Source organism: Bacteroidota bacterium, from assembly GCA_016183775.1.
Lineage (GTDB): Bacteria > Bacteroidota > Bacteroidia > JABDFU01 > JABDFU01 > JABDFU01.
Window position 1 is genome coordinate 1 of the sequence record JACPDY010000015.1, and the last position, 14,723, is coordinate 14,723.

Consider the following 14,723-nt stretch of genomic DNA (forward strand, 5'->3'; position numbering starts at 1 on the left):
CCACTAATTTTTTAAGTATCACGTCAAGCTGCGCGGGCGTAACCTGTTGTTTCGCATCACTCAGCGCGACGGCCGGCGTGCAGTGCGTTTCGATCATGAGCCCGTGCATATCCATATCCAATGCTTTCTGCGAAATGTAGGGTATCAGCTCCGTGTTTCCGCAAATATGACTTGGATCACAGATAAGAGGCAGGTCCGGACATAATGTCCTCAATTCAATTGCAAGCTCCCATTTGGGAGAATTACGGAACGATTGATTATCGTGAGAATGAAACCCGCGATGTATAGCTCCGAGTTTTGTGATACCGGCCTGATTGATACGTTCCAGCGCTCCTATCCATAATTGCAGATCGGGATTGATAGGATTTTTCACAAACACCGGAATATCCACACCCTTCAACGCGTCGGCAACATCCATTTTTCAAACATTCTTCCACATGCTTTCCATTCGCCACCTCGGTTGCAGTCAACATGCCGGTTTCTTCTTTCACCGTTTTCATCCATTTCAGGCCAATACTGCCAATGCCTTCAAAAGCATTGGGACGGGTGCGGGGCTTCCATATGCCTGCCCGGAAAATTATATTTTTGTCAATAGCCGCTATCGCTTTACCTGTTGTCAGCATTTGAGTTTCAGACTCGGCGCTGCATGGGCCTGCGATAATAATAGGGCGTTTTGCACCTTTAAGCCATCCGGATACCGGGGTGATGTTTAATGTAGGTTTCATATTTATTTGTTTTTAATATTTAGATACTAAGGTTATTTCGAATAAGTATTTTGGTGGGCTTTGGTGTTTTGGTGCTTTAGTGGCAATTGGATTTTAGCCACTAAAGCACAAAAGCTCCAAACCCGCATGCAAACACCATGTTTTCATCCAAAATATTTTTAAAAAATTTCATATAATAAGTCCCTGCCTTTTAGTTATTATAACTTGGTATGCTTGCTTTCATATATTCTCCCAATACAGATAGCCCGATCGTTGAACTTTTTATTTGTTTCAACGATTGCTGAAGGTTCTCATATTTTACCCACTCAAGATCCGCATGAAAAGAATATTGAGAAGACTCCTCATAAACGGGCACACTCTGTATTTTCGAAAGGTTCACTCCATTTTGCTGGAAGACATTCAACACTCCCGCCAAAGAGCCAACTTCATGTTTAAGCCGGAAACAGATGGATGCTTTATCAGGGTTCGCAGGCCCCGAATCACCCTTTGAAAGGATCATGAAACGTGTAAAATTCCGCTTGATGCTTTCAATGTTGGAAAACAACTTCGGCACATTATACATTTCTGAAGCAAATTCATTCGCAATGGCTGCGGTATTCCGCAAATTTTTATCACGAATATTTTTCACACAGGAGGCAGTATCCCGCTCCTCAATAATCTTTATATGCGGGAATTTCTGGAGGAATGTATTGCACTGTGCCAATGCCATTGGGTGTGAATGGATGAATTTCACATCCTCTATCTTAACACCTTCAAGCGCTAATAGATGCAGTTCGATTTTCAGATATTGTTCACCAATTATGCGGAGCTTATACTCATCAACCAGGTTGTAATTCGACAAAATGCTGCCCGCCACCGAATTCTCTATGGCCAATACCGCATAATCGACGTGATTATTGACGAGTTTTTCGCAACATTCACGAAAGGTATAACACTCGATTGAATCTACCTGCTCACCGTAAAATTTTTGCGCGGCTATGTCGTGATAAGATGCCGCTGCTCCGAAAATTGCCACTTTAAAATTGCGCATAATTATTATAGTTAAAAAAAAAGTCCCGATGTTATCGGGACTCTCTCAGATTTAGTTTTTATGTTCATTTACATAAGACTTCCTCTGCGATGTCCCAACAGGGCCGCAAAAAAATAAAAGAAGAAGTAATATGTTTTGTTCAGGTTCATTTTTCTAATACCGCACAAATATAACACCTTTTATTTATGTAAAGCAAATTTATTACAGGGAAAACTATTCTGTATTACCTTTATGTTGCAGCCTGGTTATATTATTTAACCTCAAAATTATTGAATATGCCAAAAAAAACCGTTGTTATAGGCGCTTCTGATAATCCCGAACGCTATGCCTACAGGGCTACTATTCAGCTAAATAAGCATGGTCACCCGGTAATTCCAGTTGGTTTAAAGGAGGGAATGATCGGCACTATTTCCGTACTTAAAGGACAGCCTCTTATTAAAGATGTTGATACTGTTACCCTGTACGTTGGTCCGCAAAACCAGCCTTTTTGGTATGATTATATACTAAGCCTTAAACCCAAACGCATTATTTTTAACCCAGGCACTGAAAATCCGGCGTTCGAAAAAATGGCGGCCTCGAAGGGAATTGAAGTGCAGGAGGCTTGTACATTGGTTTTACTGTCGATCGGGAATTATTAAAAACAGAATGTTTTATTTTATTGTATCCATACAATCCAGAATTGTATGACAAGCCTTCTTTATCTCCTCCACCGAAATGATCAGCGGCGGCGCAATACGCATACTTTTCATATTGAATAAAAACCAATCAACGATCACTCCTTTTTGGATACATGCATCAATTATCCTTTTATTCAGTTCGAAACTTTCAAACTCGACTGCAATTAACAAGCCCTTACTTCTCACTTCCCTGATCAACGGATGTTTAAGGTGATCAATGATCAAGTCGTGCTTTTTCTCCACATCATTCACCAATTTTTCTGTGACAATTGTTTGTAAGGTTGCCAACCCGGCAGCACAGCATACAGGGTTACCGCCAAAAGTAGTAATATGCCCCAACTCGGGATCCGCTGCCAAACCCGACATTATTTTTTGAGAAGAAACAAAAGCGCCAAGCGGCATACCACCACCCATTCCTTTGGCTAAACATAAAACATCCGGAATGACATTATAATGTTCGCAAGCGAAAAGTTTGCCTGTACGGCCATAACCGGTTTGTATCTCGTCAAAGATCAGCAACGCTCCTGTCTCAGTGCATCGTTCGCGGAGCTTTTGTAAAAATCCTTCCCGGGGTAATATCACCCCCGCTTCAGCTTGTACCGGTTCTATCACAACCGCGGCAGTTCGTTTTGTAATAAAATTTAAATCCTCAACATTATTAAATTCCAGGTGTCCCACATCCGGTAACAAAGGGCGGAATGGCTGCTTCAACCGTTCATCCCCCATCAAACTCAATGCTCCCTGCGTACTGCCATGATACGAATTTTTAAAAGATATCAGTTCAGTACGTCCTGTATAACGCTTTGCCAGCTTTAACGCTCCTTCAATAGCTTCGGCACCTGAGTTAACAAAATACACACTTTGAAGCGCAGAAGGTAATAGTGATGAAAGTAAAACCGCCAGCTGCACCTGCGGTGATTGAATGTATTCTCCATAAACCATTACGTGCATATATTTACCGGCCTGCTGTTTAACGGCCTGCACTACACTGGGATGACAATGACCAAGGTTGGAAACCGAAATACCCGAGATCATATCGAGGTATTGCTTGCCGGATGTATCATATATATAACATCCATCCGCTCTGTCAATTTCAAGAGCCAAGGGAAACGGGCTTGTTTGAGCAACGTGCTTAATAAAAAGTTCGCGTGGACTGATCATCCCGTAAAGTTAATAAGCTGAATTTGTATATTCGTAGAAAAACCGGACTATTTCACTTGAACATATTTTATAAGATGCTAAAGGTCAAGTGGAACTCGTAATTTATGTAAATGAAGTTGGTGTAAATTATACATACTCGTTTCTGATGAACAGAACACTAATTTTTTTTTTAGCATTCTCTCTTTCTTCGGCAACTTATGCCCAAGCGCTGGCAGAATCCAAAAGCTTTACTAAACTGAAAGCCGAAATTGAAACGTTGAAAAATGATGCCGATATGACTCACGCCTCCTGGGGCATTTGTGTGATGAAAGCTAAAACCGGTGAAATAATTACAGAACACAATAGCAATCTGAGTTTAATTCCCGCATCAACACAAAAAATTGTTACAACAGGCGCAGGACTTGGTTTGCTTGGCGCTGACTACACTTATCAGACTACGTTGGAATATGACGGCAATTTTGATTCTATAACCGGTATCATAAAAGGCAACCTGTACATAAAGGGCTCCGGTGACCCCACACTTGGATCGGAATATTTTAAAGACAAAAATGATACTACTCCGATTGTAAATAAATGGGCTACTGCTTTAAAAGCAAAAGGCATTAAAATAATTGAAGGAGATGTGATCGCAGATGCCTCTGTATTTGATGAGGAAATGGTTCCATCTAACTGGATATGGGGTGATATGGGTAATTACTATGGGGCCGGGGCATCCGGACTCAGCTATATGGATAATATGTACAAGCTTTATTTCCGCTCCGGCAAAACCGGCGACTCCACACATATTACTAAAATCACCCCCGATGTTCCTAACCTAAAGATCACTAATTATGTGAAGGCAGGAGGCACCGATGACAATGCCTATATATACGGCGCACCCTACAATCACAACAGGTATGTAACTGGAACAATACCCGCAAATAAAATTGATTTTGATGTAAAAGGTTCTTTACCTGACCCTCCCCTCCTGCTTGCCCATGACCTGACACAAGCCTTAGCCGGCAACGGCATTAAAGTAACAGGAACTTCAACAACTGTACGCCTGATGAAGCTCCTGAACCATTACACAGAAAAACCAGGAAAAAAAATTTATGTTCATACATCTCCTCCACTGAGTAAGATCGTTTACATCACTAATCTTATCAGCAACAATCTTTTTGCGGAGCACATTTTAAAAACGATCTCTTTTCAAAAGCGCGGATATGGAACTGAAAGCGCCGGAATTGATGAAGTGATCAGATTCTGGTCAGCTAAAGGTGTTGATACAAAAGGACTCAACCTGTATGATGGCTGCGGGCTGGCAAGAGCCAATACAATTACGCCAAAACAACTTGCAGAGCTCTTTCATGTGATGGTATTTGATAACACCTACACTTCATTTTATAATTCACTGCCTGTAGCAGGTAGAACAGGTACCATGTCAGGCCTGTGCCGCGGCTCATGTGCCGAAAACAACCTGCATGCGAAAAGCGGTAGCATAAATAAAGTCCGATCATTCGCAGGCTATGTAAATAACAAAAGTGGTGAGCAGCTCTGTTTCTCCGTAATTGCCAACAATTTTGATTGTTCCTCAAGCGAAATGAGAAGAAAACTGGAGCGCTTGATGGTGCTTATCGCGGAATTGGATTAAAACGAATAATTTTCACCCGTTTTTTATCTTTGTACTAAATTTTGCTGTATGAGCAGTGGCAAAAAAAATAATCCGAAACAAAAGCAAAATAATAAGAGCACCTCCGGTTCAACGAAAACGGAAGGTCTTTTTAAACGCCCCGCCTTTTGGCTTACAATTATCCTCATACTCACCTATATTTCATTTGCTCCTTCATTAAAAAACGGATTTACCAATTGGGATGACAATGTTTATGTCGCCGAAAATAATCTGATCACAAGCCTGTCGTCAGAAAACATAAAAGAAATATTCAAAACAGAGAATCATGTATCATTCAATTATCACCCTATAACTATACTTTCCCTTGCAATCGATTACAATATTTCAGAGTATGCACCCCGAACATTTCATCTGACCAATATATTATTCCATTTATTAAATACCGCATTGGTATTTGTATTCATTTATTTACTTAGTGGTAATAAAATACAGGTTGCTGTAATTGTCGCTTTGTTTTTCGGTATACATCCCATGCATGTTGAATCCGTGACCTGGATCTCCGAAAGAAAAGATGTGTTATACACCTTCTTTTTCATGTCAGCCCTGATCATCTATTATAAATACATTCATGAGACCGGAAAAAATAAATTTCTTCTTTATATCCTGATCTTATTGTTGTTCATACTCGCAATATTATCAAAGGCAATGGCGGTGGTATTACCGGCGGTTTTATTGTTAGTTGATTATTATTCAGGACGCAAATTTGACAAATACACACTATTGGAAAAACTTCCTCTTTTTGTATTATCCGTCCTTTTTGGCCTGCTCACCACTCAGATCCAACAGGGCGCCATTGCTAAATTTGAAACATTTACAGTATTACAACGCTTCACCTTTGCCTCTTATGGATTCATCAATTATATTTCCAATCTGTTTGTTCCAATCAATCTCTCCTGCTTTTATCCCTATCCTACCTTAATAGGAGATCGCCTGCCCATTATATTTTATATTTCACCATTTATTGTGCTGGCGTTATTTGTACTTGTTTTTTTCAGCACAAAATTCACCAAGGCGATCGTATTCGGCTTCCTGTTTTTTTGTGCAACGATCGCGCTGGTTTTGCAATTCATTTCTGTGGGCCAGGTAATTATGGCCGACAGGTATTCGTATGTACCCTATATAGGTTTACTTTTTCCTATCGCACTCGGATATGACCGGCTGCAGCAAAACACGGATAAAAGATTTATGCTGTATAAACGAATAACGATGGTACTGCTGCCGGTTTGTGTTATAGCATGTATGTGGATGACCAATGAACGAACCAAAGTATGGATGAACGGAGATACGTTATGGACTGATGCATTAAGCAAATATCCCTGCGGCGAGACCTTCCTGAACAGGGGAAGCTACCTTGTAAACAAAGCGGCATACGATAAAGGAATTAAAGCCGTAAGTGAAAACGAGTATGACAGAGCCCTGAATGACTTCAACATAGCCCTTCAAATGAATCCGGGCAGTGTAAAGGCATATACCAATCGTGCGAATATTTACGGGCTTAAAAATCAGTTCGACCTGGCACTCAGTGACTATTCAAAAGCATTGCAGTTGGACTCAACGGATACAAAAACATTTTTTAACCGGGGTATTACATATAGTTTAATGAAACAATTCGACAAAGCAATAGCAGATTATACAAAAGTTTTGCAAAAGCAACCCGATCTGAATTCCGCAAAACAAAACAGGGCTTACGCGTACATTGAAAATGGCAATTACAGGAAAGGCATTCAGGATCTGAATGAACTGATCGCCCTAAAACCGGCTGTTGATTACTATTTTTACCGGGGCCTGGCATACAACAGAACCGGGGAGAATGAAAAGGCCCTTGCAGATTATGTGACCTATATACAATCAAATCCGAATAATGCGAACGCGTATTTTAACCGTTCCGTAATTAATAAGGCAATGGGAAAATACCGGGATGCTCTTGCTGATGCTCTAAAAGCGGAAAGCATGGGATACAAAGTGGAAAGCAGCTACATGAACGAACTAAAGGCAAAGGTTAGCTGAATTTCCTTATTTCGTAAATAACATTTCACGGTACTTCGGCAAAGGCCACTGCTCATCATCGATCAATAACTCAAGTTTATCCACATTATAACGTATAGTCTCGAAGTGCGGCTTAACCTTCTCACAATAGGCAACAGCCTGCTTCTTGTGATCCTCTATTGCATTGGCCTTCTTTCGCTCTTCCGTCATATTATCAACACTGTTTTTAATGGTTGATATGCGTTCGGATATTTCTTTTATCATTTCCAGCTGGGTCGCCGCATTTTTCTTAAACTCTACTCCATCAAAAATATCCTTCATTTTCTTTACATTGTCGATCAGCAAATTCTGATAGCGGATAGCGGTTGGAATAACATGGTTCAAAGCAAGATCGCCGATGATACGCGATTCGATCTGAATTTTTTTGGTATATGTTTCCAGGTAAATAGCGTGGCGGGCTTCCTGCTCACGTTGACTCATTATACTGTGACGCTCAAACAGCTTAACGGAACTATTGCTGACATATGCATCAAGCGCCTGCGGAGTTGTCTTGATATTGTTCAAACCGCGCTTGGCCGCCTCTTTCACCCACTCTTCGCCATAACCATTGCCTTCAAACAATATTCTTTTTGATGACTTGATATATGTTACCAATACCTGGAAGATCGCTTCATCTTTATCAACGCCTTTATTTATCAATACGTCAACTTCTTTTTTAAATTCAACCAGCTGATCAGCCATGATCGCATTCAATACCGTCATCGCTCCTGCGCAATTAGCTGATGAGCCGACAGCACGGAACTCAAACTTATTACCTGTAAACGCAAATGGAGATGTGCGGTTACGATCGGTATTGTCAAGCAAAATATCCGGGATCTTACCGATACCTAATTTCAAAGCCGTTTTCTCGTCAGGTGTCATTTTTCCTGACTTAACCTTTTTTTCCAAATCGTTAAACACTTGCGTTAACTGCGAACCAATAAATATGGACATGATAGCCGGAGGCGCTTCGTTGGCACCCAGGCGGTGATCATTATTCGCCGAAGCGATACTTGCGCGCATCAGATCGGCATTATCATTTACCGCCTTGATCGTATTAATAAAAAAAGTTAAGAACTGTAAGTTCGTTTTAGGCGTTTTGCCCGGACTCAATAAATTTTTACCGGTATTGGTGCCCAGGCTCCAGTTATTGTGCTTACCGCTTCCGTTAACACCGGCAAAAGGTTTCTCATGCAGTAACACACGGAAGTTATGACGCCTTGCCACTTTTTCCATCACATCCATCAACAGCTGGTTATGATCGACAGCAAGATTACATTCTTCGAATACAGGAGCGCACTCAAATTGATTTGGTGCAACTTCGTTGTGACGGGTCTTAATAGGAACACCCAGCAGCCAACACTCCACTTCCAACTCGCGCATAAATGATGTGGCCCTGTCGGGAATACTTCCGAAATAATGATCTTCCAGTTGTTGACCCTTTGCCGGCGCATGACCGAACAGCGTACGACCCGTCATAATAAGATCCGGGCGCGCATTAAACAAGGCGGTATCAACTAAAAAGTATTCCTGCTCCCATCCAAGGGTTGCAGATACTTTGCTAACATTCTTATCGAAATACTGGCACACTTCAGTAGCGGCTTTGTCAAGCGCATGAAGAGCTTTTAATAAAGGTGTTTTAAAATCGAGGGCCTCACCTGTGTAGGATACAAATACCGTGGGGATGCAAAGTGTTTTACCAATGATAAATGCGGGTGATGTTGGATCCCAAGCAGTATAACCGCGCGCCTCGAAAGTGTTGCGTATACCTCCGCTCGGAAAACTGGATGCATCCGGCTCCTGCTGCACCAACTGGTCGCCGCCAAAATTTTCTATAGCACGACCACCTTCGATTGGTGTAAAAAACGCATCGTGTTTTTCAGCAGTAGTTCCTGTTAATGGTTGAAACCAATGCGTATAATGACTTACACCTTTTGTTTTTGACCAGGCTTTCATGGAGGCAGCGACCTGGTCCGCCATTTTGCGCTCAATTTTACTGCCGGTATCAATTGCCGACATCACACTGCTGTATGCCTCGCCCGAAAGGTATTCGCGCATAGCATCACGACCAAAAACATTCTTACCATAATAATCCGAAACATTATCGGATGGCAGCTCAATATTAATTGGTGTACGACTCAACACTTCTTCTAATGCTTTAAATCTGTGAATGGCCATGAGTAGAAAAGATTTAGGATTAAAGATTTAAAAATTTACGACTTATTTTATAAAAAATGACTTTTCTATACTTTACCCCCTATTTTTTAGGGGGTACATTAAAATAATGAACTTAATTTGACAAATGTAGGCCATTTTTATGGTGTAGATCAAAAAATATATAATACTTTTTTAACAGGTTGTTAATTTCTGTTTAAGGAAAGTAATAACCTGTCGGACTTCCACCGGATCTGATCTGGAATCGGGTGTTTTCACGCTTTTCCACCCGAAAAACTTACCTGTCGCTATGAGTGCCGTTATAGTCGGAATATATAATTGCAACTATTTGAATTACAATATCTTGATGGCATAATACACCCAAAAAGCACCCTTTTGTGAATAATTTTTAATATATAAATCCTGGCCTTATCTTTTAAGAGGTGTCATTATATTTTATCCTCAATACCAGGTAGTTGCAATGATGCACGTCTCTTTAACTCCTCTTTTCATCGTAATCATTCTACTGATTTACACACTTTAGTGAAACTCCACCCATTCTTAATACGTAAAAAATAATAAGTATTGAAGTAAAAGGATGGAAAAATGGTTATCAAGCTGCTTAAAATACGACATGTTCTGATGGCAATGATGGTGATCCTTGTTGTACAAACGCGCGAGTGTGTAAGAGGAATAAAAAAACTCAGCAGAACAACAGATACTGCCAGCATGAACAAGCTTTCAGATATTGAATTGATAAAGAATAAGGGCAAACTGGTTGTGTTGGCCGAAAATAACTCTACCAGCTATTTCGTTTATAAAGGAGAACCTTTGGGTTACGATTATGAAATGCTTTCGGCCTATGCCGGATATCTTGGTGTTGAGTTGGAAATGATCGTTATAAATGACATGAATACGATCCTAGACGAACTAAATGCGGGTAAGGCTGATATCGCCGCCGCTAACCTCACTGTTACCAACGACAGGAACAAAATAGTCAACTTTACCACCCCCCTGCTGCAAACAAGACAAGTATTGGTACAGCGCAAACCTGATGGCTGGCAAAAGATGACAAGCCCGGCTCTCGAAAAGAAATTTATCAGAAACCTGAATGAACTGATAGGTAAAAATATCCATGTACGAAAGGCCTCTTCATTTTATACACGCTTGCAAAGTCTTTCGGAAGAGATAGGCGGAGAAATCAGGATCACTGAAGCAACCGGGAATCTGGATAGCGAAGAACTCATCAGTTTCGTTGCTAAAGGATATATCGATTATACTGTTGTGGACGAAAATGTAGCCATGATCAATCAAACCTACTATGATAATATTGATATAAAAACAGCCATTAGTTTTCCGCAAAAAATAGCCTGGGCTGTCAGCAAAAGATCTCCAAAACTGTTAAACAGCATAAATGAATGGCTTATCAATAAAAAGAACAGGTCGCTGCAGACTGCAATATTCACCAAGTACTATATAAATCAAAGAGCAGCCGGCGAGCGCATGGAGAGCGAATTCTTCTGTTCAAACGGAGGCTCCCTTTCACCTTACGACCATGCCATACGGAAATACAGCAAAAAATTAGGATGGGACTGGCGGCTTATGGCAGCTATGATATACCAGGAGTCGAATTTTAATCCCGACGCGCAATCATGGGCAGGGGCTTCCGGCCTTATGCAACTGATACCGGCTACAGCCAAACGTTTCGGCATGGACACCCTGATCGCCTCACCGGTTCAGAATATTGAGGCAGGAACAAATTTTCTTATACATTTAAACAAATACTGGAGAGATTTTATATCCGACTCAGCTGAACGTATAAAATTTGTTCTGGCTTCCTATAATGTAGGGCTTGGCCACGTAATAGATGCCCGCAACCTTGCAGCCAAGTATGACAAAGACCCGGACCTTTGGGATAACAATGTAGACTTTTACCTGCTTAATAAAGCCAAACCAAAATACTATAATGATGATATTGTTAAGTATGGCTACTGCCGCGGTGAAGAGCCTTATAATTATGTGAAAGAAATTTTGATCAGAGTGGAACATTACCGCAATGTTTTACGTATACGGGAGCAAATGCCGGTTTTAGCAAGGCTTGAAAAATAGCCGGAAAATAATAAACTAAACACCCTATATGCTATGAACAGGGAACAATTGCAGGAAGTGCTCAAATGGTTGAACGACCAGATCGAGTACGCAAATGAAGCGATCCACGAATCACATCAATCGCATAATTACGGAAGAGAATCGCAATACGAAGGGATAAGAGACGCGTTCATGCGATGCCTGAATAAACTGCAGCAGGAAGGAAAGTAAAATGATATTTATCCTATTACAATTTTTTGACCGGCTTTCAGTCGCGACCACTGACTTATTTTATTTTGCAAAGCAAGTGCTTTTGCCGAAACGCCAAAATGTTTGGCCACATCAAAAACAGTATCCCCTTTTTTTGCTATATACTCCTTAATATCAGGAGGATATGCCGACAAACCTAAACGGGTACTTTTAATGATCAATCTTTCACTTACCAATTTTTGCTCAGCAAATTCAAACAGATACATTGGATTAATTGGTTTACTTTTAAAGCGAATTTCAAAATGTAAATGAGTGCCGGTTGAATGCCCAGTTGACCCACCCAGTCCCAGCAAATCCCCTGAATTCACAACTTGGCCTGGTTTCACCTTTATCTTTGTTAAATGCGCGTATAGCGTTTCCAAGCCATTGGCGTGCCTTACAATAACCACGTTACCAAATCCTCCCTGGAATCTTGCAAAACGTACAACACCATCGAAGGCAGCTACCACTTTATCCCCCTTGTTAAGATCTATATCCACACCGTTATGGTTGGCTGTTTTTCTCCATCCGAACTTTGAAGTAATAACCCCTACGATCGGCAAAGAGTATCCCATATGCTGTTCATCTATAAGACTGATAACACAGGTTGTATCCAGCCTTTCTGTCAATTCTTTCACTGAAAAAATATGCTTTTCGTCCCAGTCATTCTGCTTCTCGACCGCCGCTACCAGTTCACACTTATGCTTTTTTACAACGGAATTAATCTCATCAACCAGCTCAACCGGGATTGAATCCATTTCAAACAGAAAATCAACCAGTGAATACAGCTGCTGCTGATTCATGGACCGAATGAAACTGCGGACAGAATCTCCGGCCGCTATTTGTTCAACATTAATAGTACGGACACTTGTATCGACAGGAGCAGAAGATTTTTTTTCACCTGCAAAGACAATCAGAGGAAAACAAAAAAGGGTTGTAAAAAGTCGCTTGAATGGTCCTTGCATGAATTTCTAAACTAGAAAAGAAATCCTTAAACAACAAGGGATTTGGCAAAAAATAGCCCTATCTACTGATTAATCCGACAAATATGTAAAAAGGAAGGTTATATGGTAAAATAACAGGCAAAAACAATTTACCAATAGCTATGCAATAGCACTTTTTGTCTGTACAATTTTCCTTCCCGGATAAACCTTTAATGCCGCGTCAAGGCACTCCATCGCATTCTTTAAGGCTTGCTTATTTAAAACATACGCAATGCGTACCTCATCAGTACCGGCACCCGGTGTAGAATAAAAACCGGTAGCGGGCGCCATCATTACTGTTTGATCATTGTGGTTAAAATCTTCAAGTAACCACTGGCAAAACTTATCTGAATTATCAATCGGCAAACGGGCAATACAATAAAAAGCGCCGATTGGCCTGGGACACAGCACACCTTCCATCTTATTGAGCGCCTCAATCACAAAATCCCTGCGACCAACATATTCTTTCTTAACTTTTTCAAAATATTCTTTTGGTGTGTCAATTGCTGCTTCCGCACCTATCTGTCCGTATGTAGGCGGACTTAAACGGGCCTGCGCAAATTTCAAAGAGGCACTCATCACTTCTTTATTCTTTGTAATAAGGGCTCCTATCCTGGCCCCGCAGGCACTGTAACGTTTGGATATCGAATCGAGCATAACAACATTTTGCTCAATCCCTTTCAAATGCATTACTGAAACATATTCCTTCCCATCATAACAAAACTCACGATATACTTCGTCAGACAATAAGAACAGGTCATACTTCAGCACTAACTCCCGTAATGACTCTAACTCTTGTTTTGAATACAAATAACCTGTTGGATTGCCGGGATTACAAATTATTATTCCTTTTGTTTTAGGAGTGATCAACTTTTCAAATTCGCTGATCGGCGGTAACGCAAACCCCGTTTCAATATATGAACGGATCGGCTTGACAACTATGTCAGCGGCACAGGCAAATCCATTATAGTTGGCATAAAATGGTTCGGGAATAATAACTTCATCACCTGTATTAAAACAGGTCATCATTGCTATTGACAATGCTTCTGAGCCTCCGGTAGTAATCATGATTTCGGAAAAATCCAGATCAATCTTATAAGACTTATAATAGCTAACCAGTTTCTTCCGGTATGATTCATTACCTGCCGAATGAGAATATTCTATGACAGGAATATCGGCTTTCTTAACAGCATCAAGCATTACTTTAGGTGTTTCAATATCTGGCTGACCAATATTGAGGTGATAGACAATACGTCCATCCTTTTTGGCTTTTTCAGCATAAGGAACCAGCTTACGTATTGGCGAAGCGGGCATACTTAATCCCTTTTTAGAAATTTTCGGCATTGTTTATATTGTTTTTGGAAATGCAAAGATTCATATTTTTATTGAAAATGCCTAAAAACAAAACCGTTCCGATCATATCGGAACGGTTTTGTTCGGATAAATTTCTCTGAATTATTTTCTCGGGGTCTCCGGTGTAGTTGTTGTTGCCGGAGTAACTGGTGCGGCCGGAGCTGCAGGAGTTGGGTCAGGCTTAACAGTCCCTTTGATCTTCAACACTTTTGATGGTGTTTTAGCATTTGATGTAACAGTTACTGTCTTTTCAAATGCGCCGATACGATCTGTAGCATAGTGAACTTTAATTGAAGCTGTTTCTCCCGGTTTAATGGGCTCCTTAGGCCAAGTAGGTACTGTACATCCGCATGAGCCTGTGGAATTAGAAATGATTAACGGTTCTTTACCAGTATTTTTGAACTTAAACTCACGGTTCCCATCCGCATTGTGCTCAATAGTGCCATAATCGATAACTTCAGTTTCAAATACAATATCAGCTGCATTTGGATTGGTCGGATCAGCTGTAGTTGTACCCTGCGCTTGTATTACTCCTACCAGGGCCATGCTCAACATAAACCCGAGTGACAAGATTACTTTTTTCATAGTTGCGTGTGTTTTTATGGTTAT

Annotated in this window: 11 protein-coding genes and 1 pseudogene; 5 read left to right on the forward strand and 7 right to left on the reverse strand. The window is 40.8% G+C overall.

Annotation, left to right across the window (positions count from 1 at the left end; all coding sequences use genetic code 11):
- Together HYU69_02230 and HYU69_02235 are read right to left on the reverse strand one after the other, a co-directional pair.
- Window positions 1–725, reverse strand: a pseudogene (locus HYU69_02230) (3-deoxy-7-phosphoheptulonate synthase).
- Between the two features lie 190 nt (window positions 726–915).
- Window positions 916–1,755 (reverse strand): prephenate dehydratase, encoded by an 840-nt coding sequence (locus tag HYU69_02235; GenBank protein ID MBI2269155.1) that lies wholly within the window; start codon window positions 1,753–1,755, stop codon window positions 916–918.
- A 275-nt stretch (window positions 1,756–2,030) separates the two neighbouring features.
- On the opposite strand from HYU69_02235, the gene HYU69_02240 reads away from it, so the two are divergent.
- A complete protein-coding gene (locus tag HYU69_02240; GenBank protein ID MBI2269156.1) occupies window positions 2,031–2,393 on the forward strand; it encodes a CoA-binding protein in 363 nt (120 codons plus the stop codon).
- Between the two features lie 12 nt (window positions 2,394–2,405).
- On the opposite strand, the gene HYU69_02245 is transcribed toward HYU69_02240, so the two are convergent.
- On the reverse strand, window positions 2,406–3,593 hold the full coding sequence (locus tag HYU69_02245) for an aspartate aminotransferase family protein (GenBank protein MBI2269157.1): 1,188 nt from the start codon (window positions 3,591–3,593) through the stop codon (window positions 2,406–2,408).
- 145 nt (window positions 3,594–3,738) lie between these two features.
- Here HYU69_02245 and dacB point away from each other — a divergent pair, with 145 nt between their 5' ends.
- Both dacB and HYU69_02255 read left to right on the forward strand, forming a co-directional pair.
- On the forward strand, window positions 3,739–5,223 hold the full coding sequence (dacB, locus tag HYU69_02250) for a D-alanyl-D-alanine carboxypeptidase/D-alanyl-D-alanine-endopeptidase (GenBank protein ID MBI2269158.1): 1,485 nt from the start codon (window positions 3,739–3,741) through the stop codon (window positions 5,221–5,223).
- Between the two features lie 48 nt (window positions 5,224–5,271).
- The gene (locus HYU69_02255; GenBank protein MBI2269159.1) at window positions 5,272–7,269 is read left to right on the forward strand and encodes a tetratricopeptide repeat protein; all 1,998 of its coding nucleotides are present in this window, start codon (window positions 5,272–5,274) and stop codon (window positions 7,267–7,269) included.
- A gap of 6 nt (window positions 7,270–7,275) precedes the next feature.
- Here HYU69_02255 and HYU69_02260 read toward each other — a convergent pair whose 3' ends face one another.
- On the reverse strand, window positions 7,276–9,465 hold the full coding sequence (locus HYU69_02260; GenBank protein MBI2269160.1) for a glutamine synthetase III: 2,190 nt from the start codon (window positions 9,463–9,465) through the stop codon (window positions 7,276–7,278).
- A gap of 582 nt (window positions 9,466–10,047) precedes the next feature.
- Here HYU69_02260 and HYU69_02265 point away from each other — a divergent pair.
- Window positions 10,048–11,550 carry a transporter substrate-binding domain-containing protein gene (locus HYU69_02265; GenBank protein ID MBI2269161.1) on the forward strand — a complete coding sequence of 501 codons (1,503 nt, stop codon included), beginning with the start codon at window positions 10,048–10,050 and terminating at the stop codon, window positions 11,548–11,550.
- A 33-nt stretch (window positions 11,551–11,583) separates the two neighbouring features.
- On the forward strand, window positions 11,584–11,760 hold the full coding sequence (locus HYU69_02270; protein ID MBI2269162.1) for a hypothetical protein: 177 nt from the start codon (window positions 11,584–11,586) through the stop codon (window positions 11,758–11,760).
- Window positions 11,761–11,768: 8 nt separating this feature from the next.
- Here the strand turns inward: HYU69_02270 and HYU69_02275 are convergent, their stop codons facing one another.
- The 3 genes from HYU69_02275 to HYU69_02285 form a co-directional block, all read right to left on the reverse strand.
- On the reverse strand, window positions 11,769–12,743 hold the full coding sequence (locus HYU69_02275; protein ID MBI2269163.1) for a peptidoglycan DD-metalloendopeptidase family protein: 975 nt from the start codon (window positions 12,741–12,743) through the stop codon (window positions 11,769–11,771).
- 138 nt (window positions 12,744–12,881) lie between these two features.
- Window positions 12,882–14,105 (reverse strand): pyridoxal phosphate-dependent aminotransferase, encoded by a 1,224-nt coding sequence (locus HYU69_02280; protein ID MBI2269164.1) that lies wholly within the window; start codon window positions 14,103–14,105, stop codon window positions 12,882–12,884.
- Between the two features lie 111 nt (window positions 14,106–14,216).
- On the reverse strand, window positions 14,217–14,699 hold the full coding sequence (locus tag HYU69_02285) for a DUF1573 domain-containing protein (protein ID MBI2269165.1): 483 nt from the start codon (window positions 14,697–14,699) through the stop codon (window positions 14,217–14,219).
- Window positions 14,700–14,723 lie beyond the last annotated feature (24 nt).

Coding starts and splice junctions, on each gene's coding strand:
- HYU69_02255 (MBI2269159.1), top strand. CDS start 5,272: ATGAGCAGTGGCAAAAAAAATAATCCGAAACAAAAGCAAAATAATAAG.
- HYU69_02280 (MBI2269164.1), bottom strand. CDS start 14,105: ATGCCGAAAATTTCTAAAAAGGGATTAAGTATGCCCGCTTCGCCAATA.
- HYU69_02240 (MBI2269156.1), top strand. CDS start 2,031: ATGCCAAAAAAAACCGTTGTTATAGGCGCTTCTGATAATCCCGAACGC.
- HYU69_02235 (MBI2269155.1), bottom strand. CDS start 1,755: ATGCGCAATTTTAAAGTGGCAATTTTCGGAGCAGCGGCATCTTATCAC.
- dacB (MBI2269158.1), top strand. CDS start 3,739: ATGAACAGAACACTAATTTTTTTTTTAGCATTCTCTCTTTCTTCGGCA.
- HYU69_02245 (MBI2269157.1), bottom strand. CDS start 3,593: ATGATCAGTCCACGCGAACTTTTTATTAAGCACGTTGCTCAAACAAGC.
- HYU69_02285 (MBI2269165.1), bottom strand. CDS start 14,699: ATGAAAAAAGTAATCTTGTCACTCGGGTTTATGTTGAGCATGGCCCTG.
- HYU69_02275 (MBI2269163.1), bottom strand. CDS start 12,743: ATGCAAGGACCATTCAAGCGACTTTTTACAACCCTTTTTTGTTTTCCT.
- HYU69_02265 (MBI2269161.1), top strand. CDS start 10,048: ATGGTTATCAAGCTGCTTAAAATACGACATGTTCTGATGGCAATGATG.
- HYU69_02270 (MBI2269162.1), top strand. CDS start 11,584: ATGAACAGGGAACAATTGCAGGAAGTGCTCAAATGGTTGAACGACCAG.
- HYU69_02260 (MBI2269160.1), bottom strand. CDS start 9,465: ATGGCCATTCACAGATTTAAAGCATTAGAAGAAGTGTTGAGTCGTACA.